Origin of the sequence: Pauljensenia sp. 27098_8_83 (assembly GCF_041432695.1) — a bacterium.
GTDB lineage: Bacteria > Actinomycetota > Actinomycetes > Actinomycetales > Actinomycetaceae > Pauljensenia.
Map to the genome: position 1 here is coordinate 47,500 of NZ_JAPWAD010000006.1, position 23,176 is coordinate 70,675.

The 23,176-nt window shown below is 64.7% G+C and carries 19 protein-coding genes; 11 read left to right on the top strand and 8 right to left on the bottom strand.

Annotated features, from left to right (window positions below):
* Nucleotides 1-15 precede the first annotated feature (15 nt).
* On the top strand, nt 16-1,554 hold the full coding sequence (locus tag O3656_RS03815) for a hypothetical protein (RefSeq protein ID WP_500062697.1): 1,539 nt from the start codon (nt 16-18) through the stop codon (nt 1,552-1,554).
* A complete protein-coding gene (locus O3656_RS03820) occupies nt 1,533-2,747 on the top strand; it encodes a S8 family peptidase (RefSeq protein WP_500062698.1) in 1,215 nt (404 codons plus the stop codon). Before O3656_RS03815 ends, O3656_RS03820 begins: the two co-directional genes overlap by 22 nt.
* An 80-nt stretch (nt 2,748-2,827) precedes the next feature.
* On the opposite strand, the gene O3656_RS03825 is transcribed toward O3656_RS03820, so the two are convergent.
* Nucleotides 2,828-5,305: a DNA gyrase/topoisomerase IV subunit A gene (locus O3656_RS03825; protein WP_500062699.1), complete on the bottom strand. Its 2,478-nt coding sequence runs from the start codon at nt 5,303-5,305 to the stop codon at nt 2,828-2,830.
* 67 nt (nt 5,306-5,372) lie between these two features.
* On the opposite strand from O3656_RS03825, the gene O3656_RS03830 reads away from it, so the two are divergent.
* Both O3656_RS03830 and O3656_RS03835 read left to right on the top strand, forming a co-directional pair.
* A complete protein-coding gene (locus tag O3656_RS03830; protein WP_500062700.1) occupies nt 5,373-5,909 on the top strand; it encodes a DUF5998 family protein in 537 nt (178 codons plus the stop codon).
* Nucleotides 5,902-7,050 (top strand): alkaline phosphatase family protein, encoded by a 1,149-nt coding sequence (locus O3656_RS03835; protein ID WP_500062701.1) that lies wholly within the window; start codon nt 5,902-5,904, stop codon nt 7,048-7,050. Before O3656_RS03830 ends, O3656_RS03835 begins: the two co-directional genes overlap by 8 nt.
* A gap of 66 nt (nt 7,051-7,116) precedes the next feature.
* Here O3656_RS03835 and sepH read toward each other — a convergent pair whose 3' ends face one another.
* A complete protein-coding gene (sepH, locus tag O3656_RS03840; RefSeq protein ID WP_500062702.1) occupies nt 7,117-8,355 on the bottom strand; it encodes a septation protein SepH in 1,239 nt (412 codons plus the stop codon).
* Nucleotides 8,356-8,521: 166 nt separating this feature from the next.
* On the opposite strand from sepH, the gene O3656_RS03845 reads away from it, so the two are divergent.
* Genes O3656_RS03845 through O3656_RS03860 form a run of 4 tightly spaced genes read left to right on the top strand, consistent with a single transcriptional unit; the run spans nt 8,522 to nt 10,516 of the window.
* Entirely contained in the window at nt 8,522-8,824 is a 303-nt protein-coding gene (locus O3656_RS03845; RefSeq protein ID WP_003792577.1) for a DUF4193 domain-containing protein, read from the top strand.
* 9 nt (nt 8,825-8,833) lie between these two features.
* The gene (locus O3656_RS03850) at nt 8,834-9,466 is read left to right on the top strand and encodes a DUF3710 domain-containing protein (RefSeq protein WP_500062703.1); all 633 of its coding nucleotides are present in this window, start codon (nt 8,834-8,836) and stop codon (nt 9,464-9,466) included.
* A gap of 1 nt (nt 9,467) precedes the next feature.
* Nucleotides 9,468-9,848, top strand: a complete 381-nt coding sequence (locus O3656_RS03855) for an OB-fold nucleic acid binding domain-containing protein (RefSeq protein ID WP_500062704.1) — start codon at nt 9,468-9,470, stop codon at nt 9,846-9,848.
* Nucleotides 9,848-10,516 (top strand): DUF3159 domain-containing protein, encoded by a 669-nt coding sequence (locus O3656_RS03860; RefSeq protein ID WP_500062705.1) that lies wholly within the window; start codon nt 9,848-9,850, stop codon nt 10,514-10,516. The genes O3656_RS03855 and O3656_RS03860 overlap by 1 nt, the downstream gene beginning before the upstream one ends.
* Here the strand turns inward: O3656_RS03860 and O3656_RS03865 are convergent.
* A complete protein-coding gene (locus tag O3656_RS03865) occupies nt 10,465-11,163 on the bottom strand; it encodes a potassium channel family protein (protein ID WP_500062706.1) in 699 nt (232 codons plus the stop codon). The two genes, O3656_RS03860 and O3656_RS03865, sit on opposite strands and share 52 nt — an antisense overlap.
* A 2-nt stretch (nt 11,164-11,165) precedes the next feature.
* Nucleotides 11,166-11,816: a potassium channel family protein gene (locus O3656_RS03870; RefSeq protein ID WP_500062740.1), complete on the bottom strand. Its 651-nt coding sequence runs from the start codon at nt 11,814-11,816 to the stop codon at nt 11,166-11,168.
* A 106-nt stretch (nt 11,817-11,922) separates the two neighbouring features.
* Here O3656_RS03870 and O3656_RS03875 point away from each other — a divergent pair, with 106 nt between their 5' ends.
* Both O3656_RS03875 and O3656_RS03880 read left to right on the top strand, forming a co-directional pair.
* A complete protein-coding gene (locus O3656_RS03875; RefSeq protein WP_500062707.1) occupies nt 11,923-14,001 on the top strand; it encodes an APC family permease in 2,079 nt (692 codons plus the stop codon).
* Nucleotides 13,998-15,347 carry a class I SAM-dependent RNA methyltransferase gene (locus tag O3656_RS03880; protein WP_500062708.1) on the top strand — a complete coding sequence of 450 codons (1,350 nt, stop codon included), beginning with the start codon at nt 13,998-14,000 and terminating at the stop codon, nt 15,345-15,347. Before O3656_RS03875 ends, O3656_RS03880 begins: the two co-directional genes overlap by 4 nt.
* A gap of 162 nt (nt 15,348-15,509) precedes the next feature.
* Here O3656_RS03880 and O3656_RS03885 read toward each other — a convergent pair whose 3' ends face one another.
* Complete coding sequence (locus tag O3656_RS03885) at nt 15,510-17,351, bottom strand: chloride channel protein (protein ID WP_500062709.1); 1,842 nt, start codon at nt 17,349-17,351, stop codon at nt 15,510-15,512.
* Complete coding sequence (locus O3656_RS03890; RefSeq protein ID WP_500062710.1) at nt 17,348-19,348, bottom strand: alpha/beta hydrolase family protein; 2,001 nt, start codon at nt 19,346-19,348, stop codon at nt 17,348-17,350. Before O3656_RS03890 ends, O3656_RS03885 begins: the two co-directional genes overlap by 4 nt.
* A 134-nt stretch (nt 19,349-19,482) precedes the next feature.
* On the opposite strand from O3656_RS03890, the gene dxs reads away from it, so the two are divergent.
* A complete protein-coding gene (gene dxs / locus O3656_RS03895; RefSeq protein ID WP_500062711.1) occupies nt 19,483-21,384 on the top strand; it encodes a 1-deoxy-D-xylulose-5-phosphate synthase in 1,902 nt (633 codons plus the stop codon).
* A gap of 11 nt (nt 21,385-21,395) precedes the next feature.
* Here the strand turns inward: dxs and O3656_RS03900 are convergent, their stop codons facing one another.
* Together O3656_RS03900 and O3656_RS03905 are read right to left on the bottom strand one after the other, a co-directional pair.
* Nucleotides 21,396-22,640, bottom strand: coding sequence for an HRDC domain-containing protein (locus O3656_RS03900; protein WP_500062712.1), 1,245 nt, complete (start codon nt 22,638-22,640; stop codon nt 21,396-21,398).
* Nucleotides 22,641-23,165 (bottom strand): DUF3000 family protein, encoded by a 525-nt coding sequence (locus tag O3656_RS03905; RefSeq protein WP_500062741.1) that lies wholly within the window; start codon nt 23,163-23,165, stop codon nt 22,641-22,643. It lies immediately after the preceding gene.
* Nucleotides 23,166-23,176: the final 11 nt, after the last annotated feature.

The window sequence follows — 23,176 nt, forward strand, 5'->3', positions numbered from 1 at the left end:
AAGAGAGGAATCATCATGGTTGATAGCCCCATGTACGACCGACTCATGCGCTTGGTCGCCGCCATTGAGAGCGCCTCCGCACTCGATGCCTCGGACGATGAGCACAACACGATCGTGTGCGGCCTGAACGAGGCCAATAACGTCACGCACCACATGCGCTCCTACCAGGGCTTCACGGGTGAAACCGGCGATCAGATTGATGCGTGGACCGACGCGACGATGAAGCAGGTCCAGGGAATCAAGGAGAACCACAACACCGCGATGGAGTACTACGTCGAGGCGCGGCGAGCCATGAGGCATATTCGTGAGGAGGCGCAGCAGCTTTCGCCGACTCTCATCGACTCCAATCTGCAGAAGCTCGCTGACGCGACGCACGTGGCGGTACCCGTCGTGAAGTACCTCGGCCCGTTCGGTGAACCGATCAACACGGTCGCTGTGTCGGCCGATGCCTACTTCCAGGCGCTTATCGCTCAGGCCAATGCGCAGCGGGAGGTCGCGGCGACGGACATCCTCGAGCGAGCGAATAATACGATGCAAGGCTTGGCGGATGGTATTTCCGCTCAGACGCAGCAGCTCGATGATCCTGGCGCACACCAGTGGTCCGGGCAAGGACCGTCAATTCCTTCGATTCGTAACGACATCGAGAATGGATACCTGAACGTCTCTCCACACGCGCCTGGCGTGTATCCCGGAGATCGCGATAGTGACTACGGGCGTTCCGATCTGCGTGGCACGGGTTCCGGCCTCTACGCGGATGGCTATGACGAGGGTGGACCTGTCAACGGTCGTGTCATGTCCTCGCCCCGCATCCCGAACGAGTACATAACCGAGGGAGAGGCCGGCTCACGACTGAACCCCGTCACCGACCCGCAGGATCTTATGCGTATGGACCTGCTGCACACGCGGGTGAATGGCGATCGGCACGCGAACGGAACGGTAGGAGGATACACGCCCGCGCCGCCCGTCGATCGCTACCACCCTCTGTGGAATGTGAACGGCGGACCGGGTAGTGAGGCAGCGCTTGCGGCCCGTATGGGTGGTGCCGGCGTTCTCGGGGCAGGTGCTCTGGGGATGGGCGCCGCCTCGCGCCTCGGGGCTGGAGGAATGAGTGCGCTGGGGCGTGCGGGTGCTTCCGGCGCATCTGGTAGCGGTCTATCGGGAGCGGCTGCCCTTCGAACGGGATCCTATTCAGGCCCGGGATATGGAACGTACAAGGCTCCTGCCACCGGTGGTGCAGGGAACGGTGCCAGTGGAACGACCGCCGCCCCCGGTGGATCCGTCGGCTCCGGTAAGGTCTCGGCCTCGGGAGGCGCTGGTCAGGGGAATGCTCGCGGTGCCGGTGGCTTCATGGGTGGAGCCGGTGCCGGTGGGGCTGGCGGTAAAGACGATAAGAAGAAGTCGGCGCGTCGCAAGTACACGCCCTTCCGCTTTGACGATGATGGAGATGAACTGCCCGAGGGCTACGTGAATCCGATGTCGCAGACCTACGGGTCGGATACGGACTTGAGCCCCGCCCCGCGAAAGGACGATGGATGGGATCCGCGCCAATGGTAGAGCAGAGACGAGCGCCTCGTAAGCGCAGGCACGCATGGGGAGCTTCGGCTGCCGCCCTCGTCGTTGCTGCCGGAGTTACGACGCTTCCAACCACTCCATCCCGGGCAGACAATACGATCACCGCGGCGGACCAGCCTTACTTCGCGTATTACCACCTGGATCAGGCCAGGGCAAAAGGGTACACGGGTAAAGGCGTAACAATTGCGATGATCGATGGGCCTGTTGAGACGACGGCTGCAGAACTCACGGGCGCGTCGATTCAAGAACGGGAGACGTGCACGATTAACTCGTCGCTCGCATCGAAAAGCCACGGTACTTCAGTGGCCTCAGTTTTGGTCTCTGGAAGCTATGGCGTTGCACCAGAAGCCACACTTTTGACGTACCGTACTGGTTCTAAACAAGATGGTGATCAGCCATCATCCGATTGCTCGGATAACGGTAAGCATTTGAAATACGGTTATTCCTGGTTGCTTAACGCAGCCATGAATGATGGTGCGCAAATTATTAATGTCTCATCCTCGAGTACCTCTCAGGAAGATCCCCTTAAATGGGCAATTGCACGATCCATGGTTCAAGGAACGATCGTTACGGCTTCTGCAGGTAACGGCGGAGCAGATGATAATGCGACCTCGTTGTCGCAGTGGTCTGGCGTAGTAGGTGTTACTGCTATTGGAACTGATGGTAATCGTCAGGATTATTCGTCGTGGGGGCAGGGAGTAACAACAACGGCGGTCGGTGGGCCGCTGTCTGTGCATGATTACGACACTGGGCAGATTAAACAGGTGTCAGGTACGTCGGTATCTGCGCCCATTGTCGCCGGCGTCCTAGCGCTCGCCCGCCAGAAGTGGCCGAACGCGACCTCCAATCAGCTGCTCCAACTCCTGGTAAAGACGGGACTGAACCCCGACCACACCTGGAATCAGTACACCGGCTATGGCGGCATCGATCCGGGGGCGATCCTCAATACGGATCCCACGACGCTACCCGACGTCAATCCACTCGCTGACAAGGGGAATGGATCGAGCCCGACCCCCGACGAAGTTCAGCAGTATGCGGACGGCGTCGTCAGTCCCCTCCAGATTGTCAACGACAACTCGTATTCTTACAGGGGCTTTGACGAATCCTTGATCACCGATCCGATGGTCACGGTTCCCACGCATCTGGGAACCAGCCCCCGCTATCACGCGAAATAAGCGCGCACGCACAGCTGACAAAGCGGTGGGGTGGCCGGGAGAAATCCCGGCCACCCCACCACTTAAACGACAGGGGCGCGTCAGCCAATCGACGCGATCGCGAAGGTGATCGGCACGCCCGAGCCATCGCGTCGCTCGTCCTCCGCGGGCAGCTCGATGGGAGAACCGTCCGCGGACGCTGCGCGGCCCGGCTTCGTTCCCACCCACGCGATGTCGAGCCGATCCTCGCCGCGCAGGAAACGCTGGCAGCGCACGCCCTGACCGCCTCGACCCTTCGCCGGGTAGCAGCCGAAAGGCGTCACCTTCACGGTCGTCTGACCCGTACCCGGCAGTGCGCCCAGCGCCGCCGCAACCGTCACGACGACCGCATCGATAGGTGCCTCGACCACCCAGAAGCCCAGGGCCTCGGCCCCGGCGTTTAGTTTCATGCCCGCCATGCCGCCGGCCGTGCGACCCTGCGGGCGTACCTTCGCGGCGGGGGTGCGCAGCAGCTGCGCGTCCGACGAAATAAACACGAGATCCGCCCCGTCCGAGCAACGATCAAAGCCCACGAGACGGTCCCCGTCCTCCAGGGCGATGACCTCCCACTCGTCGCGCTGAAGCACATCCGGGCGCAGGCGCTTGACGGTTCCACGGGCCGTGCCCATGGCGACGACGTCCGTACCCTCGGGATCAAGCAGACCCACCGCGGGAACATCCGTGTGTAGCAGCAGAGACGCGGGCATAGCGCCCGCCAGCGACAAGCCCGTCTCGAAGCGGGGCAGCGCCGGCAGGTCCACGACGTCAATGCGGTGTGCGAGACCGTCCTCCGTCACCACCGCCACCTGCGAGCGCGCCGTCGACGGCAGCTGCACGCGCCATCCGTCCGATGCTGCGCGCGGCCCGGGCTCCAGCGGTTCCCCGCCCTCCACGCGGGCGAGCGCGCCCGAGGAGGACAGGACCACCACACATGGGTCGTCGGGAATCTGCAGGTCGAGGCCCTTACCGGAACGTGACACCGACGGCAGGGCCGCCAACGCAGCGTCGTCGGCGGCCGCGGCCGCCGCGCCCACGGGCGTGCCCGTCGAGGCCAGCAGCAGCGTGCGACGGGGCGTGCCCAGGCGATCCGAAACTTCGCGCAGCTCCTTCTTGACGAGTGCGCGCAGCAGCTCCGGATCCTCCAGGATCTCGCGCAGCGAGGCGATTGCTGCCATGAGCTCATCGCGCTCGGTCTCCAGCTCGATACGCGAGAACTTCGTGAGGCGGCGCAGGCGCAGCTCGAGGATGTAGTTGGCCTGGGCCTCGGACAGGTCGAACGCCGTCATGAGGCGCTCGCGCGCGATCTCCGCGTCGTCGGAGGACCGAATAATCGCGATGACGTCGTCAATGTCCAGGATCGCGATGAGCAGCCCCTCGACTAGGTGCAGGCGATCCTCGCACTTCTTCAGGCGGAAGCGGCTACGGCGCGTCGTCACGTCCAGGCGGTGATCCAGGAAGACCTGCAGCATTTCCTTCAGGCCCAGGGTGCGCGGCTGGCCGCCCACGAGCGCCACGGCGTTGATCGAGAAAGAATCCTCCAGTGGCGTGCGCTGGTAGAGCTGCTGAAGCACCGCCTCGGGGTTGAAACCGTTCTTCACCTCAATGACCAGGCGCAGGCCGTGGATGCGGTCGGTGAGGTTCTGGACCGAGGAAATGCCCTTGAGGCGTCCCGCGTTCGCGTTTTCCTTGATCTTCTCAATGACCTTTTCGGGGCCCACCATGTAGGGCAGCTGCGTGACGATAATGCCCATCTTGCGGGCAGTCACGCGCTCGATCTGGACCTTCGCGCGGGTCTTAAACGCGCCTCGACCCGTCTCGTAGGCTTCCTTGATCCCATCGAGACCCACGATGACGCCGCCCTCGGGCAGGTCGGGACCCGGGATGTAGCGCATGAGGTCAGCGACAGACGCCGATGGGTTATCCAGCAGGTGGATAGCGCCCGCGATTGTCTCCGACAGGTTGTGCGGCGCGATGTTCGTCGCCATGCCCACCGCGATGCCCGAGGCGCCGTTGACCAGCAGCTGCGGAAAAGCGGCCGGCAGAACGTCCGGCTGCATGAACTGGTTGTCATAGTTGGGGACGAAGTCGACCGTGTCCTCGTCCAGACCGGTCACCAGGTCCAGTGCGGCGGGCGCCATGCGCGCCTCGGTGTAACGCGCGGCGGCTGGGCCGTCGTCTAGAGAGCCGAAGTTACCGTGCCCATCGACCAGGGGGACGCGCAGGTTAAACGGCTGAGCGAGGCGCACCAGGGCCTCGTAAATCGCGGAATCGCCGTGCGGGTGGAGCTTACCCATGACCTCGCCGACGACGCGCTGGGACTTCACGTGCCCCTTGTCGGGGCGCAGCCCCATCTGATCCATCTGGAACATGATGCGGCGCTGGACGGGCTTGAGGCCGTCGCGCGCGTCGGGGAGCGCGCGAGCGTAGATCACGGAGACGGCATACTCCAGGAAGGACCCGCGCATCTCATCGGACACGTCGATCTCTGTGATGTTCTCGTCCTTCTCAGGGATGTCGACGACCTGGTCCTTCTTAGCCATACGCGCAATTATTGCGCGGGTCGGCGCTCATTTCGACTGGCGCGCCGCTTCGGGGCACAATTGGAGGATGGACACATGGACCCGTATCGAACGTGGGGGCTTCTATCCCAAGGCGGTGCAGCGTGCGCTGCGCCGAGCACTGGGCGCCGCGGAGCCATTGGCGACGCTGTGCCAGGTGGACACGGGCTTCGACCGCGGGACGGTCTTCCGTCACCTCACGATTGCGTCGTTGACGGATCGCGCTATCGTCCAGCTGCACGTCGATGAGATGGACGCGGGTTCGGCGACGATCGCGACCGCTGTGCACCGCGTGGGAGACATCGCCGGGTACTCCACGATGGAGGTCTACACCGACCCCGAGAACGCGACCGGTCTGTCCGAAATGACGATCGCGCTGGACCTGAAGGGTGCGCGCCACCTCGAGCTTGAGCCCGCCCGCTGTGACGACCCGAATTGCATGGCGGACCACGGTTTGACGGGCTCGTCTTTCCCCGACGACCTGACCTTCCGCATCTCGGCGGCCGCCGACGGGCAGGATGCACTTGACGAGGCCATGGTGTTCGTTGATCGACTGGCACAGCTGATGGGGACCCGCAGTGAGTGAGGGCCTGGGGACGCTACATCTGCCCGGAGCGGACCTCCCCGGTGTGGGCGACCCTCTCATCACGAACGTTGTCGCGGGTGGCCTCGCCTCGATCGACCCCGCCCTGCCTGGTGCATCAGTTCAGGCCGCCGCCTCACTCGGCATGGCGGCGGGGGCTGACCAGCTGCTTCTTATCCTCGTGGACGGCCTCGGATACGAGCTCATCCAGGAGTATGCCGGGCACACTCCGACGCTGCGCCGCATGCGAGACGATATCCGTTCAATTCACACGGTTGTCCCTTCAACGACGGCCGCGGCGATCACTGCGTTTGGGACGGGAGAGCGTCCGGGCACCACGAACATGGTGGGCTTTTCCGTTGCCTACGGCGGCGGCGTCATGAACCTACTGGCGATGGAGGGCGGACCGGCGCCCACCGAGTGGCAGCCGGTCCCCACGTACTTCGAGCGCCTGGCTGCCGCGGGTGTTGCTTCGGCGGTCATCTCACCGGCGCGTTTCGCTGGCTCCGGCCTGACGGGGGCGGCATTGCGTGGTGCGCGTCATGTGCCTGCAGAGACGCTCGACGACCGCGTGAGCGCCGCGTTGCGTGAGCTGCGCGCCGGCACGCCCGTTGTCTACCTGTACTGGTCGGAAATCGATCACGCGGGCCACGGATCGGGAGTCGGCTCCGACAGCTGGATCGGCGCCCTGGAAGAGTTCGACGCTGGCCTTGCGCGCCTGCTCAGGTCGCTTCCCGCCGGCGTGCGGACCGTCATGACGGCCGATCATGGGATGATCAACGTCGATGCGTCGCAGATCGTCGATGTCGCCTCCACCCCCGCGCTACGCGATGGCGTACGCGTCGTCGCTGGGGAAACCCGGGCTGTACACGTTCACACCGATGAGGGGCGCGCCGACGAGGTCGAGATGCGCTGGCGCGACGTTCTGGGGGAGAGCGCCTGGATCATCTCCCGCGAGGAGATCAGCGCCCTCATCGGTGAGGGCGACGGTGCATCGATCATCGGAGACTTCCTCGTGCTCGCACGAGGCCGTTGCGGAGTCGTCGACTCGCGCACGCAGAGCGCGTCTGCGATCGCGATGCCAGGTGTTCACGGGTCGCTCACCTCCACGGAAATGCGCATCCCGGTCGTGGTTTGGTCCTAAGAATCCGCTGACATGCGGCAAGCGGCCGCTCTGTGCCAAGAGCGACCGCCTGCCGTGAGCGAGTCCTTAGGATTTCGAACCGAAGAGGATCTCATCCCAGCTGGGCACCGACCTGCGGTTTTTCTTCGAGGAAGCGCGGGCCATTCGCGAGCCGGTAATCCCCTGGGAGGGGACAGCCCCCGTTGCGCCTTCCTCGGCCTTGCCCGGCGCTGAATCAGTGGGTGCAACAGCTTTCATGGGAATTGCTGGGGTCTGCTGCTCCTCGGCCTGCGGCTCGCCTGCATTCTCCTCATCCGAGGAGGTGGGAGCTTCAGACAGCCACGGGAGGGCGCCCGACGAGGCCGGGGCCTCGCTCTTGGACGAGCGTGATGCGACGGGAATGGATCCCGTCGCCGTGGGGCGAGCTGACGGGATCTGGCCGGTCGCGGGGAACAGTCCGTCCTCGGCCGTCGGAGCCGGCACCTCGGCCTTCGTGCGTGCGGATGCAAGCGAATAGATGCGCGCAGAAATGGGGCCGGTGGAGGTATCGGGCTCGGTTGCCTCCGGCTCCTCCTCACTCGCAATTGCGGCGAGGTACTCGGCTTCCTCGTCCACCTCGTCATCCAGGTCCAGATCAATCTGCTGACGCTTACCGCGCGCAGCGTTGAGCTGATCGAGGATCGCCTCACGGTTACGGAGGTCTTCCTCATCCGGATCGGGGGCGGGAGCAGGTGCCGTGCGCGGCAGGGGCGTAAAGATCGATGCCGTCGGGGACGTGGACACCTGCTCCGTCAGCCACTGAGCTTCCTGGTCGATAGCCTCGAGAGAACCGGAATTCGACAGATGCCAGTGCGCAGCATGCTCGGCTGCGCCCTGCACGAACGTGACGATAATCTGCCAGGGCTCTCCCGCCTCGCGCGTCGCAGCCCACTCCAGGGAAGTGGGATCAACGCCACGCGCCGCCAGACGATCAACGACCAGATCGCCCATCGTCGGACCGCCCTCGCCGATGCGAACAGCGCGCGCACGCGTGAGCGCGTAGTCCTTTTCCGCCTGAACGGGAGCCTCGAAGCGCTCCACCGCGCTGACCTCCATCCCGTGCTCGGAGGCGATCTCCGCGGGGGTGGCGCCCGCACGCAGCAGCGCCTGGATGTCACGAGGAGCGAGAATCGGACGAGCGGGCGCAAGCTCCACCCGCGGACGGTCACGGCGCGTCGCGCCGCGGAGCTCGTCCGAGATCAACACCGAGTAGCGTTCACCCTGGGCATCGGTGAGCACCAGGGACTCGCCATCAGCGCTGGTCCCGAGCAATTCGAGCTCAATCATCACTTCCTCCTCATACGTCTAGGTCGAATCGTCTCAAATAATGCCGAGAATGTCGCGTAGTCGTGCGCGTGTCACACAAACGGTTGCACATTAGCCTCACAAGTGTTATCCTCCCTGCGCACAGACCGCTCGCGCGAACCGGCTCGAGTGGCGAAAGGGGAGAACCATGGCAACCGATTACGATGCGCCGCGCAAGAACGAAGACGAGGTCGCAGAGGACTCGATCGAAGAGCTGAAGTCCCGTCGCAACGACGCCGGCTCCGCGGAGATCGAGGAAGACGAGAACGAGGCCGCCGAGAATTTCGAGCTTCCCGGCGCTGACCTGTCAAAGGAAGAACTAACCGTTCACGTTGTTCCCCGTCAGGAAGACGAATTCACCTGCTCGCAGTGCTTCCTCGTGCACCATGCGTCGCAGCTCGACCACGTGGACGCCAACGGCGCCCCCGTGTGCACCGAGTGCGCGATGTGAGGTAGGACGATGTTCGGACGTAAGAAGAAGACCGTCGAAGACGAGATCGAAGAGGTCGAGGCCCTGCCTCGCCTCAGCGATGAAGACGCGGAGATCTGGAGTGAGCCCGGCCCTCGCAACTACGGTGAGGTCGACGCCTCCGAAGGCTACGTCGACATGGGATCGATCCTGTTCCCGGCGGTTCAGGGCATGCAGCTGCGGACGCAGGTCGCGGACGACGGCACGACCGTCCTGCAGATCCTCGTCGTGCTCGGCAACTCCGGCATCCAGATGAGCGTCGCCGCGGCACCCCGATCCGGGGGTGTGTGGGAGGAACTGCGCGAAGAAATCCGGAAGGGTTTCGAAGAGCAGGGTGCCAAGGTCGCCGACTATCCGACACGCTACGGCAACGAGCTGCTCGTCGATATGCCGATGCAGATGCCTGATGGTCGCACCGCGACCTCCCGCATGCGCATCATCGGTCGCGAAGGCGACCGCTGGTTTGCGCGCATCGACATCCTCGGCCCGGCTGCCGCGAACGAGGAAGCCGGTGTCGAGATCGAGAAGGTCATCGATCGCATCATCGTGCGACGTGATGACCACCCGCGCACGCGTCTGGAGCTTCTCCCGGTGCACCTGCCCGCGGGTGCTCAGGAGGCCTGAGATGGCCTCGTGGATCACTCGGGTCGGCGCCGCGCTCGGCCTCGATAAGGATGCGCGTTCCCTGGATGCAGCTCTCGACGAGGATTCGGCGCGCGCCGCCCGCGGCATCACGCCTATCCGCGACGTGACGGACCGCTCTCACGCGCTCGTTTTCGGCACGCTCCTGGGCATGACCTACCCGCCCGAGGAGGGATCCCAGAGGGTCCTCGTCGCCACTCTCTACGACGGTACCGACACTCTGGAGCTGCGGTGGCCCGGCCGCACGTCTATTCCCGGACTCAGCGTCGGCCAGCGCCTAGAAGTTGAGGGCACTGTCGGGCGTACGGGGGATCGCCTCGTCATCATCAATCCCCTGTATCGCGTTATCGCAGGGGAAGGCTGATGCCGACCCCACGTTGGATGGATCAGGCAACCTCCGAGGACTTCTCCTGGTCAGACGCGCTCGGAGGTACGCGCGGCGTCATCGAAGCGACAGCTCCGGGCCTCGTGTTCGTGATCGTCTTCGTCGCAACGCGTGCCCTCGTACCGACGCTGGTTGCAGCATCGTGTGTGGCACTACTTGCCTGCGCGATCCGACTGGTTCAGCGACAGGGAGTCCAGCAGGCACTCTCAGGGCTTTTCGGCGTCGCGATCGGTGTCATTTTTGCCGCAGCCACGGGGCGCGGAGAGAACTACTTCGCATGGGGCATTGCCACGAACGTGGCCATGGCCTTTGTTTTCGCGTTGTCCGTCCTGTGTCGGCGAGGCCTCGTCGCTCAGTTCTACGGGCCACTGACGGGTCTGGCTCAAGGATGGCGGACCGACCCGGCACACGCGGACCTGGCGCGCAGGTGCAACCTGCTGACGTGGATGTGGGCGGGAATCTTCGCGCTGCGTGTTGCCGTTCAGGCGCCCCTGTGGCTGAGCGGCCAGGTCGCGGCGCTCGGCGTCGCCAAGCTGGTCTTGGGCCTGCCGCTCTTTGCCGTTGGCGCCTGGGCCACCTGGTGGGGCTTGCGCTGCTACTCCTCGTCTTCCGAGGATGCTTCGGATTCAGGAAAAGCGACCAACTGACGCAGTTTCGTCAGCTCCTCAGCGTTTGCGTCGGGTACGAGCAGGAGTAGCTCGTCCGCAGCTTCGAACACGTCATCGGCGCTCGGTGTGATGGGTCGGCCGTCGCGCAGGAGAGCGGCCAGCACAGAGCGCGGAGGCAACTCAAGGGAGTGCACACGCTTGCCGACAACCGGAGAATCATCCGGCAGGATGAGGGCATGCATGGACACGGCTGCCGTGTTGAAAGAGAAGAGACGCACCGGGATACCCACCGATACGGCTTCCTCCACGAGGGAGGTCATGATGCGCGGCGTCGACACCGAGACGTCTACCCCCCACGCCTGATCGAAGAGCCACTCGTTCTTCGGATTATTCAGGCGCGCGACGACGCGGGGGACCGCAAACTCGGTCTTTGCCAGCAGGGAGATGACCAGGTTCGCCTTGTCGTCGCCCGTGGCAGCAACCATCACGTCGGCCTCAGCCACGCCAGCGTCGCGCAGGGCATCGGGCGAACATGCGTCTGCGAGCACCCAGTCAGCGTCCGCGACCGAGGAAATACGCAGTTTTTCCGGCATGTTGTCGATCAGGGTGATGTCGTGACCGTGAGCGAGGAGCTCCAGTGCGACGCTGCGTCCCACCGAACCGGCACCGGCAATGACGATCTTCATGCTCACTCCTCCGTCTTGGGCGCGCTCGCCAGCTGATTGCGCAGCGTGGCCGTATCTGTCCCATTGATCGCAAAGTACAGTTGGTCGTGCTCCTGAACGACCAGGTCAGGCGACGCCGTACGAATCGACCCCAGGCGCGAGGTAAACGCGATTCGACATCCCGTCAGTTCCTCGACGAGCTGGAAGCTCAGGCCATACCAGGGCGCCGAGGGCGTTGCGTTGACGAGAGCGACCTCACCGGTCGGATGCGACCAGATCAGTGAGGCATCCGGCGGCAGCAGGCGACGCAAGACCGAGTCCGCGGTGCGCTGGACAGACGCAACAGTCGGAATGCCGAGGCGCTCATACAGGTAGGCGCGAGTCGGGTCATAGATGCGCGCAACCACGTGTTCAACGTGAAAAACCTCACGAGCGACGCGCGCGGCAATAATGTTCGAGTTATCACCCGATGAGACTGCCGCAAACGCGTACGCCTCCTTGATGTTCGCTTGACGCAGGCAGTCACGGTCCATGCCCACGCCCGTCACGCGACGGCCGGAAAAGTCCGGTGACAGGCGAGAGAAAGCCTTGGAATCCTGGTCAATAACCGCCACGGAATGACCCGCAGCGTCCAACGTCGATGCAAGGCGGGCACCGACGCGCCCGCAACCCATGATCACAAAGTGCACGACTACCAAACTACTCCGGTCCCGGCGTAATAGCCATGCGTGACGTTTCGACGTTCTCACAGCCAGGCAAGGTGGACTACGCTTGCTTTTCGTGACGAACTTGTTGGCCTACGCAAAGCGCGTGCTCATCGGACGCCCGATGCGATCGGACGCGATGGGCCACCAGCTTCTCCCCAAACGTATCGCTCTGCCGATCTTCGCGTCGGATGCGCTCTCGTCGGTCGCCTACGCGCCCGATGAAGTCCTCCTGACGCTTGCGCTCGCCGGATCCATGGCCGCCCTTCAGTCGGTCTGGGTGGGCGTTGTTGTTGCTCTTGTGTTGGCTGTCGTGGTCGCGTCCTACCGCCAGACGGTTCACGCCTACCCCTCAGGTGGCGGCGACTACGAGGTTGTGACCACGAACTTGGGTCGGTCGTGGGGGCTACTCGTCGCCTCGGCCTTGTTGGTCGACTACATCCTCACCGTTGCGGTCTCGATTTCGTCGGGCGCCAACTACATCACGACGGCAGTCCCCGCTCTCCTCGGCCACGAGGTTCCCATCGCGGTGGCGCTCGTCATTATTCTGGCGACTCTGAACCTGCGCGGTACACGCGAGGCCGGTGGCGCGTTTGCCGTGCCCACCTACCTGTACATGGGCGCGATCGGCCTCATGGTCGTCGTCGGTTTCGCGAAGATGGCAACCGGGCATCTGGGCGCGGCTCCGACGGCCGCCTACGACCTCGTTGCTGCCCCCGCTCACGCGGACGGCCTCGCCGGACTCGCGGGCGCTTTCCTCCTCATGCGCGCCTTCTCGTCGGGTTGCGCGGCCCTCACCGGCGTCGAGGCGATCTCTAACGGCGTGCCGATGTTCCGCCGCCCCAAGTCGCGCAACGCGGCCACCACGCTGGCGATGCTCGGCCTCATCGCGGCTTCGATGATGCTCTCGATCCTCGTGCTGGCCCGTGCGACCGGCGTGAAAATCGTTGACGACGCGGCGAGCCAGCTGACCTATCAGGGCGCGCCCGTCCCGGAGAAAACGCCGATCGAACCGGCGATCTCTCAGATTGCGTCGGCCGTGTTCGGACAAGGGTCGATCCTGTTCATTCTGATCACCGTCGTCACCGGCTTCATCCTGGTTCTCGCCGGTAACACGGCGTTCAACGGATTCCCGACGCTGGCCTCGGTCCTGTCTCGCGACTCGTTCCTGCCTCACCAGATGGTGCGCCGTGGCGACCGCCTGTCCTATTCGAACGGCATCGTGGTTCTCACCGTTGCGGCAGTCGCACTCATCGTTGGTTTCCAGGCACAGACGACGCGCCTCATCCAGCTCTACGTCGTTGGTGTCTTCATTTCCTTCACGCTCTCGCAGCTGGGCATGATCAAGCACTGGAACAGGCAGCTGCGTTCTCGCCAGTCCGGCCAGGCGCGCATGGCCGTCCTGCGCTCGCGCGCTGTTAACATTGTCGGCTTTATGATGACCGGCATCGTGCTGCTCATCGTGTTGGCCACGAAGTTCACGCACGGCGCGTGGATTACTCTGCTCATGATAGCGGTCGCGTTTGGCGTCCAGATTTCAATTCACCACCACTATGAAACCGTACGCACGCAGCTGCGCGTGGACGACTGGAACGCGCGCCGCGCCCTGCCGACCCGCGTGCGTGCCCTCGTCCTCGTGTCCTCCCTGTCGCGCCCCGCTATGCGAGCGATCGCGGCGGCTCGCGCGTCCTCGCCGACGTCGATCGAGCTCGTCTCCGTCGTCGCGGATGACGAGGAGGAAAACAAGATTCTGCGCCAGTGGAAGGCTTCCGGCGTTCCCGTTCCGTTGACCTTGCTGTCTGCGCCCTACCGTGACATCTCATCGGTGATCCTGCAGTACGTGCGCGGCCGCCGACGCGCGATGCCCACGGAGATGCTCGTCGTCTACATGCCCCAGTTCCTCGTGACCCACTGGTGGGAAAACTTCGTCCACAACCAGTCGGCGCTGCGCCTGCGTGCCGCGCTGCTGACCGTTCCGGGTGTCGTTATTACGATCGTGCCGTGGCAGCTCGGCGAGGACGATATCGTCGAGGGCCGCCAGCGTGTCAACGACCCGTTCTTGCGCGTCGGGGCATCGGCGCCGAGTGAGTCGAATGCCCGTACTGAACAGCCCGGCACGGCCAGCGGGGACGCCACCCCTGAGGAGAGTGCATGAGCCCCCGTTCGTCCCGTCGCCGTCCCTCCCCGCGTCGTCGTCACGCTTCTGCGCGTGCGCGCGAGGGGATTGGTGAGATCCTCCAGCTCACCGTCGGCGAACCCGCACACGGTGGGGCGTGCGTCGCCCGCGACGAGAGCGGGCGCGTCGTCTTCGTGCGCCACGCGGCACCCGGTGAGGTGGTCCGTGCAAGGGTCACCGCCGTTCAGAACAAGCTCGCGTGGGCGGACGCTGTGGAGATTCTGGAGCCCTCGCCTGATCGCGTGGAGTCCGTGTGGCCACAGGCCGGACCGGGCGGTGTCGGTGGTGGGGAGCTCGGTCATCTGACCCCGGCCGCGCAGCGTGAGTGGAAGTCTCGCGTGATCGCCGGGCAGCTGCGTCGGGTGGGTGGCGAGGCCCTGGCCGAGGCCGTGGATGCCCTCGGGGGAGTGTACGTCGCACCTGCGCCTGGCGACGAGGAGCCGCACGATCCGTTGACCGGTCGCCGCTCGCGCATCGACGTCGTCATCGATGCGGATGGTCGCGCAGGCATGCACGAGTTCCGCGGCCGCCGGGTGATCGCACTCGATGATATGCCGCTGGCTGTTCCAGGGATCCGTGAGCTCGGCCTGTTCGACGCGGATTCTCCGTGGCGTCGACTGTGGAAGCCGGGGGATCGGGTGCGCGCTGTCGCCCCGTCCGGTGGTGATCCCGTCGTCCTGATCGGCGATGACACCTACGCCGCGGACGGCGAGCGTATTGACGCCGACGTCTTGCGTTGGAACGTGCCCGTCGGCTGCGGCGTCGAGTCGTATGACGTGCGTCCCTCCGGTTTTTGGCAGACCCACGTGCGCGGCGCCGAGGTGCTCGCCAACGCTGTGCTTGCTGCTGCGTTCGGATCGGACGAGGCCGGGGCTGGCCGTGCGGTCATGGAGCTATACTCGGGTGCCGGCCTATTCTCCGTGCCGCTTACGCGCGCCGTCGGCGAGACCGGGCGCGTCGTGACGCTCGAGGGTGACGAGGCCGCCGTGCGTGACGCGGGCGAAAACCTTGCAGCCTTCGATTGGGTGGATGCGTTCGCCGGAAACGTGGATCGCGAGGGTGTCGTCGATCTGTCCGGCCAGCTCGGCGCTGTGCCCGACGTGGTCGTGGCGGACCCGCCGCGTGCCGGCGCCGGTGCCGAGGTGTGCGAGGCGATCGCTGCCACGGGTGCTCCTCGCGTCGTCCTGGTGTCCTGCGACCCGGCAGCGGGCGCACGCGACCTGCGCACCCTCACCGAGGCCGGATACGAGCTCGAATCACTGCAGGCGTGGGACCTCTTCCCGCACACCCACCACGTGGAGATGGTGTCGGTCCTGAGCCGCTGACGACAGCTACTTTTCTCTACAATTCCGCATGCAATTCCCTTACTAACCGCATCAGTCTGATATGAACTGACACCGCCGTTGTGGGAATTGCATGCGGATTTTGTGCGCAGTCCGGCTGAGCTGTGTCGCACTGTGTGATCGGCAGGTATCGGGTTCTCGCCGCTAGTTGTTCTTCCTGCGCTCAAGCATGCGCGAGCCCCACGACGTCTGCGTGCGCGCCTCAATAGCACGGCGCTGATCGCGGTACATGCGATCCACCAGATCGCGCTCGGACACCCAGCCAACGACACGTCGATCAACGTCCACGACCGGCAGAGCCTGCAAGCCGGTACGCCGCAGCGCCCCGAGAACCTCGGACGGAGGAGCGGAGGCAGCCACGGCCTCGTCGATGAGAGGCAAATCTGCCAGGGGAGCATCCAGAGAACCATCCTTCTGCGTCATCTCAGCCAGGCGCAGCGAGGACACGAGGCCGACGAAACGCCCTTTGTCGGATACGACGGGCAGGACCGTCTCCCTCGTGCGGCGCAGGGCGGCGATCGCGGATGCCGCACTCGTTGTCGAAACCAGCGTCTCGGGGGCCTCCAGCATCCACTCGGACGCCGCGCGGGTACCCAGCAGAGTGCCCTCGACCGGGTCGTCAAGCACGTCACCGCGGCGGCGCAGCTTCTCCGTGTAGATCGTCGCGCGCGTGAGGAAACGCGACGCGCCCGTCGCGATCACGACCGCGAGCATCATCGGCAGGATGAGCGAGAACTGACCGGTCATCTCCACGATGATGAGCACGGCCGTCATGGGGGCACGTGCGGCGCCCGCGAAAGCGGCACCCATGCCGACCACGGCAAAAACACCAACGGGAGAATCCGAGAGCGGAGAGACGATGTTCCCGAAGGCCGCACCAGCCATGGCACCGATGAAGAGCGTAGGGGCAAAGACGCCGCCCGAACCACCCATACCGATCGTGAACGACGTGTAGACGGCGCGCCCCAGCATGAGGGCAAGAAGAAATGCGATCGAGAAGTTTCCGGCGATCGCCTCCTCCTCCAGCGGATATCCCGAACCGTACATGTACGGGAACGCCACGAGAGCCACGCCGAGGGCGAGACCGAGGACACCCGGACGCGCCCACTCGGGTAGATGCGTGCGTGCCCACACCCAGTCAATCGCGTCCTCTGAGGCATACAGGAGCTTCGAGAAACCCAAGCCGCACAGGCCAGCGATGAGACCGAGAACAGCAACCCACCACATGTCCGACATCGACGCGAACGTCAGGTTGTCGGCGACGCGCACGACCATCTCGTCGCCCTGGAGGAGACGCGCAACCACCGACGACGTGACGGCTGAGAGGACGACGAAACCAAAGGTCTCGGCCGTGAATTCGACGAGAATAACCTCAAGAGCGAAGACGGCACCCGCGAGAGGCGCATGGAACGTGGCCGCGATGCCGGCCGCCGACCCGCACGAGGCCAGCAACACCACGCGGGAGACGGGCATATGCAGCCACGAGGCAATAGTGGAACCCAGCGACGCTCCGACCTGAACGATTGGGCCCTCGCGGCCGGCGGACCCACCCGAGCCGATAGTCAGTGCCGACGCAAGGATCTTCACGATCGCAACGCGTCCCGGGATGCGCCCACCCTTACGACGCACAGCGAGCATCACCTCGGGGATGCCGTGGCCCTTCGCGGAAGGCGCGAAGCGCTGGATCAGCGGTCCGTAGAGGAGACCAGCGATAGCGGGGGAGAGGAGAAGAAAGAGCCACGGTGCCCACCCCCAGACGCCGTGCGACTGGCCGATGTGGGTCGTGTACTCGTCGAAACCTGTCGACACCCAGGTCCATGCGCGAATCGCTAGGTTAAACAGGACGGCTGCCGCGCCGACGACGCCGCCAACGAGTGCAGCGGCGACGCCGAGCAGGGAACGATGCGCGGCGACCGTATGGCCGACGCGTAAGCGAGTCCCCGCAGCCGGTTCCTCTGACTGCGGGGACTGTGCTGTATGTATCACAGGTTTGCGATCTCCACGTGAATGGGGGCGTCAGTGGCGATGCCCCAGATGGTCCGGTAGAAGGACAGCTCCGACTGCCATGCATCCTTGATGTTGATGGCCGAGCGGAAGCGGTGCCCCTCACCCTGATACAGCTTGAGGGCAACAGCATTGCCGTTCGCCCGCAGCGCGTCGTACATTTCCTGGGCCTGCGAGGCGGGGACCACTGGGTCTGCGGTGCCCTGCAGGAGCATGAGGGGTGCCTTGATGTGAGACACTCGGTTGATCGGCGAGCGCTGCGCCCACACCGGATCCGACCTATCGTCTGTACCGAGCAGAATGTCGTCGTAGTGCGACTCAAACTTGTGGCTGGTTTCGGCCAGCTTCGCCAGGTCCGCGATGCCCGAGAAAGACGCGCCAGCGGTGAACACGTCGGAGGACGCCAGCGCGTTGAGTACGGTGAAGCCACCGGAGGAACGGCCGCGGATCGCGATCCGCTTGGGATCGACGCGCCCCAGATCAACGAGGTACTGGGCACCGTCGATGCAGTCCTGAACGTCCATGACGCCCCAGTGGCCGTTGAGACGCTGACGGTAGGGACGCCCGAAGGAGGTCGAACCGCGGAAATTCACGTCTAGAACAGCGAAGCCGCGGCTGGTCCAGTACTGGAACGGTACCTGCAGGCCGGGTCGTGCTGCCTCGGTCGGGCCGCCGTGCACGTTCACAATGAGGGGCGGAAGCTCGCCCTCAGGCGCGGTGAAATCGGGGTTCACGGGCGCGTAGTAGAAGCCGTGGGCCTCCTCGCCATCCGAGGTCTTCCACGTCAGCATCTCGGCCGTGGAGACGAGCGCTGTCGGGACCTCGGCCTCCGACGACGGACGAAGCACCTTGGTCTTGCCGCGCGACACTTCGATGATGGCCGGCGTGTGGGTCGCGGAGTCAGCAAGGAAAACGACACGGCCGTCAGCGGCTGCCACGTTGCCGATGGGCCACCAGCCGGTCGCCCACTCCTCGGCCATGCCATTGTCGATACGAACGGTTCCGATGTGCCACACCTGCTCCTCGGTCCACGAACACACGAGGTAGTCGTTGTCGTAGTTGTCGTAGGAGTGTAGGCCGAGCTGCCAGTGCGGGTGCGAGAACGCGCAGTGTCCGGGGTGCAGTGCACGGGTGCGCAGCCTGGAGGTCCACGCGTTTGCGTCCTCGCCTTCCTTCCACACGAAGCCCTGGGTGCGGTAGAGGTTTGCCCAACCGGAGGAATCGTCGACGTGGATCAGGTCACCGTCAAGGGTCCAGCGCGGCTCGTAGACACACACGTCAGAGCGATCCACCAGGATAACCTCCTGGTCGATGGTGCCCTCGAAGGTGAGGGAGGCGACGCGCAGCTGGGAATACGTCCACGGCATGTTCGGGTGGTTCCAGGTGATCCAGGCGATCTTCGTGCCGTCCGGGGACACCGTGGGAGCCTGCGCGAAGTCGGTGCCCTCGAACACCGTGATGATTGCGCTGTCATTACGGGCGGCGGAACCATCGAGCGGAATGGCGACGATCTTGTTCACGGGTTCGCCCGGAGCTGAGTGGTCCTCGGCGACTGCGTACACGAGTTCGCGCACGTCGGCGATCCAGAAGTCGCCGTAACGGACCTTCGACAGGGTCGTGAGCGGGCGCACGACGCGGCGCGGATCGGCCGTATCAAAGGCGTACACGCGGCCATCGGTCTGATCGGAGAAGACAATGACGCCATGGTGAACGGCATACGCCTTACCGCCGTACTCGTGCACGCGTGTGCCGACGTCGGGCAGGCGAGAACCATCGATCAGGGGCAGAACCTCACCCGTCTCGCCCGTTGCACGACGGCGCAGCAACGTGCCGCGACCGCCCTGGAGTGGATGTCCTTCAACCCAGTAGGTATCGGGTCCGTCGACACGAACCTGGGAAAGCGTGACCGAACGGGCGGTGAAGGAATCGCCCGAGATGGGGGACTCCCACAGGCCGTGGGGTGCGACGGTGACGGACATAGTGCCTCCTTGAGCGGTACGGCGAGCCAACAGTGTCTATCTTAGTGCGCGTGCTTGTCGCCTGCGCGGGTCGAAGGCTGCTGACATGCACTTTGATCTGTAGGTGAGACGCTTCGGCAACTACACTGGTTGCTATGTCTGGAACACGAGAGTCGCGCGACCTGCTGTCGCGCTGCAGCGCACCGCGTGAGCTGCGTCGCCTGGAACGCGCGCAGCTGGACGATTTGGCGGCGGAAATTCGCGCGTTCCTCATCGACAACGTGTCGCGCACGGGCGGGCACCTTGGCCCCAACCTGGGTGTCGTCGAGCTAACGATCGGTTTGCACAGGGTGTTCCGATCCCCGCAGGACACGATCGTGTTTGATACGGGTCACCAGGCGTACGTGCACAAGCTCCTGACGGGCCGTCAGGATTTTTCATCGCTACGCTGCCCGGGCGGGTTGTCGGGCTATCCGTCGCGCGCCGAATCTGAGCATGACGTTGTGGAGTCTTCGCACGCGTCCGCGTCGATCGCGTGGGTGGATGGTATTTCGCGGGAAAAGCACCGCCGGGGGAACCGCACGTGGACGGTTGGTGTCATCGGCGATGGCGCGTTGACCGGCGGCCTCGCATGGGAGGCACTCAACAACATCGCGACGGCGAAGAATCGTCGCATCGTGATTGTGGTGAACGACAATGGGCGCTCGTATGCGCCGACGATCGGTGGACTCGCCGATCACCTCGATGCTTTGCGTACCTCGGCGGGTTACGAGAAGGCGCTTGCCTGGGGAAAACAGCATCTCCTCAGTCACGGCACGCCCGGCCGCGCGGCCTACGACGCGTTGCACGGCCTGAAGTCCGGCATCAAGGATGCGCTCATTCCCCAGGTGATGTTCGAAGACCTCGGTCTCAAATACATTGGGCCCGTCAACGGTCATGACATTTCTGCGGTGGAGACTGCGCTTCGCCGGGCGCGTTCGCTGGGCGAGCCCGTCCTCGTTCATATGATCACGGAGAAGGGGCGCGGATACACTCCCGCAGAGGAAGATATCGCAGATCGCTTCCACGCGGTTGGACCGATCCACCCGGAGACCGGCCTGCCCGTCGCTCCTGAGCGTTTTGGCTGGACCGGAGTGTTCGCCGATGAGATTTGTGCTCAGGCGGCGAGGCGCGACGACATCGTCGGCATTACCGCGGCGATGATGCGCCCGGTCGGTTTGGGTCCGATGCACGAGGCCTACCCGGGTCGCGTGATCGACGTCGGCATCGCCGAGGCAGAGGCCGTCGCCTCCGCAGCTGGCATGGCCTACGAGGGTGCGCATCCCGTTGTCGCGCTCTATGCGACGTTCCTGAACCGTGGCTTCGACCAGCTCCTCATGGATGTTGCTCTCCATCGTGCGGGAGTGACGCTCGTGTTGGATCGCGCGGGCGTCACGGGTGCGGACGGCGCGTCGCATAATGGCGTGTGGGATATTGCCATGTGTTCCCTGATTCCGGGCCTGCGTCTGGCCGCGCCCCGCGATGAGGACAGTCTGCGCTCACGTGTACGTGAGGCGCTCGACGTTGACGATGCGCCCACTGTCATCCGATACCGTAAGGGTTCTCTGCCAGAGCCTATGCCCGCGCTACGCACCGTTGGGGGAGTGGATATTCTTGTCGACGAGGCCGGGGATCCCTCATCCGATCGGGTTCTCATCGTCGGTACGGGGGCATGTGCGCCCGACGCGATCAAGGCCGCGCGCCGCCTGGTCGCCGACGGTGTGAGCGTGACCGTCGCGGATCCGCAGTGGATGATCCCGATCTCGCCCGATCTGGTGTCGCTGGCGGGGGAGTACGACTGTGTCGTGAGCGTCGAAGATGGCATCGTCCAGGGCGGTTTCGGTTGGTCGCTGCGCGATGCGTTGGCGGAGGCGCGCGTGCCCGTACGATGCCTCGGCGTCCCGCAGGGATTCCCCGAGCACGGTGATCGTGCAGCGATGATTGCCCGCTTCGGCTACGACGCCGACGGCATCGAGAGCGCCGTGCGCGAGCTACTCGAGCATATCTCCGCCCGGTAACGGGTCCTTGGTCAGACGCCGAGCGCGTCGCAAATCGGATCGAGCGTCAGGTCGATCTGCCAGTCGCGTGCACCGCGATTGACCATGCGCTCTTCGACCTCGTCGCCGGACGGGCGCGACGGGTCGAGGGGCGCCCATGCAAGGTATCGCTGTACCTGGGGAGCGAGCACAACCTCGGGTGCCAGCCCGAGACTCGACGCTACGGACGCGACTGCGTTGCGCACCGTTCCCAGGCGTGCGGCCGAGGCCTCGTCGATTCGGTTCCAATGACGGGGCTCCGGGATAGAGCCCGGCTGAACGGGTTTGCGCTTCGGCGGAAGTTCATCCTCCGTCATGGCGGCCACACTGGCGAGCGCGCGCATCCACTCGTCCTCGTACTGGCGGGCGACGGGGGAGCGGAACTCGCTGATGCTCATGAGGGCCCGCCTGTTACGCGGAGGATTCGACGCCGCGCGCACGAGCGCTGCATTACGCACGAGGCGCCCCGGACTCAGGTCGATGCGCTGAGCGATCGACTCGCGTGTCTCCCACAGGGCCTTAAGGACCGCGAGGCCGCGGCGCGACCGAATCTTGCCCGCGCCGGGTACCGAACGCCAACGATCCGGCTTAGGGGCGGGAGGAGTGACCGCCAGGGCGTGGGTGAACTCCTGCTGTGCCCACTCCCAACGGCCCATCTCATCGAGCCTCTTTGAGAGCCGGTAGTAGAGCTCGGTCAGCAACTCGACGTCAAGGGCCGCATAGCGCAACCACTCCTTGGGCAGGGGACGCACCGACCAATCCGATGCCTGATGATCCTTCACGAGGCCCAGGCCGAGAATCTGCTCGGCGACAGCCGCCAGTCCGAAACGCTCCAAGCCAATCAAGCGAGCGGCAATCTCAGTGTCAAAGAGAGCGGGGGGACGGAGCCCAACCTGGCGGAGATTCGGCAGATCCTGCAGGCAGTCATGCAAGAGCCACACGTCCTCCACACCTCTCTGAAGCACAGACAGGTCCGGTAGTGCGTGCGTATCGATGAGGAACGTGCCGACGTCCTCACGCCGAATCTGGACAAGGTAGGGGTCTGCGCCATAGCGGAACCCCTGCGCTCGCTCAACATCCACGGCGATCGGGGTTGAACCGGCGCTCAACGCGCGGGCCGCCACCTCAAGTTCCTTCTGGGTATCAATGACCGAGGGGGTACCCCCACGCGGCTGCGCGATAAGCTCCGGATTATCCGTATCGCCCTGCGGCAAGCCGCCGCCATTGTTGACCAGCACTCAGACTCCTTCGAGATGACGGGCAGGCACGATCCCTGCCGTCCGACGCATCACATCCGCCCAGCCGGACAGATGCTCACCAAGATACTCACTGTACGGCGTCCATGACGCGCGGACCTCGACGAATAGCGATGATCCGCGAAGCTCGAGACCGCCGAAGGCCTCACTGATTTCACGCGTCACCGTCCCCGTCATGTCGTGGAATCCTGCCCCTGCGCTCTCCATGCAGTCGAGCATCCAGCCCCAAATCCCCTCCGACAGCATCGGGTCGCCGATCATCTCAGCATCTATCTGGGTGCGCAGCTGGGAGACGATGCGGAAGGTACCGTTCCAGCCGATCTGCTCCACCGGGTCGTGCAGGATGACCATACGACCAGTCGACAGGGGCTGTCCGGCCTCGTCCTCGTCCGTGGTTCGCATCGCGAGCGCCGCCGTAAAGGGGGCCAAACGACGAGGTGGGGGGACCTCCTCGAGGAGGATGTGCGGCAGGTGGTCCGCCTGTCGCAGGGACAGCAGAGCCCGCATAAACTCCTCGG

Excerpts from the sequence above, each read along its gene's own strand:
- O3656_RS03855 (WP_500062704.1), top strand. The coding sequence starts at position 9,468 with ATGGCCTCGTGGATCACTCGGGTCGGCGCCGCGCTCGGCCTCGATAAG.
- O3656_RS03820 (WP_500062698.1), top strand. The coding sequence starts at position 1,533 with ATGGGATCCGCGCCAATGGTAGAGCAGAGACGAGCGCCTCGTAAGCGC.
- O3656_RS03890 (WP_500062710.1), bottom strand. The coding sequence starts at position 19,348 with ATGTCCGTCACCGTCGCACCCCACGGCCTGTGGGAGTCCCCCATCTCG.
- O3656_RS03830 (WP_500062700.1), top strand. The coding sequence starts at position 5,373 with ATGGACACATGGACCCGTATCGAACGTGGGGGCTTCTATCCCAAGGCG.
- O3656_RS03880 (WP_500062708.1), top strand. The coding sequence starts at position 13,998 with ATGAGCCCCCGTTCGTCCCGTCGCCGTCCCTCCCCGCGTCGTCGTCAC.
- O3656_RS03850 (WP_500062703.1), top strand. The coding sequence starts at position 8,834 with ATGTTCGGACGTAAGAAGAAGACCGTCGAAGACGAGATCGAAGAGGTC.
- O3656_RS03870 (WP_500062740.1), bottom strand. The coding sequence starts at position 11,816 with ATGGGTTGCGGGCGCGTCGGTGCCCGCCTTGCATCGACGTTGGACGCT.
- O3656_RS03815 (WP_500062697.1), top strand. The coding sequence starts at position 16 with ATGGTTGATAGCCCCATGTACGACCGACTCATGCGCTTGGTCGCCGCC.
- O3656_RS03845 (WP_003792577.1), top strand. The coding sequence starts at position 8,522 with ATGGCAACCGATTACGATGCGCCGCGCAAGAACGAAGACGAGGTCGCA.
- dxs (WP_500062711.1), top strand. The coding sequence starts at position 19,483 with ATGTCTGGAACACGAGAGTCGCGCGACCTGCTGTCGCGCTGCAGCGCA.
- O3656_RS03905 (WP_500062741.1), bottom strand. The coding sequence starts at position 23,165 with ATGCGGGCTCTGCTGTCCCTGCGACAGGCGGACCACCTGCCGCACATC.
- O3656_RS03865 (WP_500062706.1), bottom strand. The coding sequence starts at position 11,163 with ATGAAGATCGTCATTGCCGGTGCCGGTTCGGTGGGACGCAGCGTCGCA.
- O3656_RS03825 (WP_500062699.1), bottom strand. The coding sequence starts at position 5,305 with ATGGCTAAGAAGGACCAGGTCGTCGACATCCCTGAGAAGGACGAGAAC.
- sepH (WP_500062702.1), bottom strand. The coding sequence starts at position 8,355 with ATGATTGAGCTCGAATTGCTCGGGACCAGCGCTGATGGCGAGTCCCTG.
- O3656_RS03860 (WP_500062705.1), top strand. The coding sequence starts at position 9,848 with ATGCCGACCCCACGTTGGATGGATCAGGCAACCTCCGAGGACTTCTCC.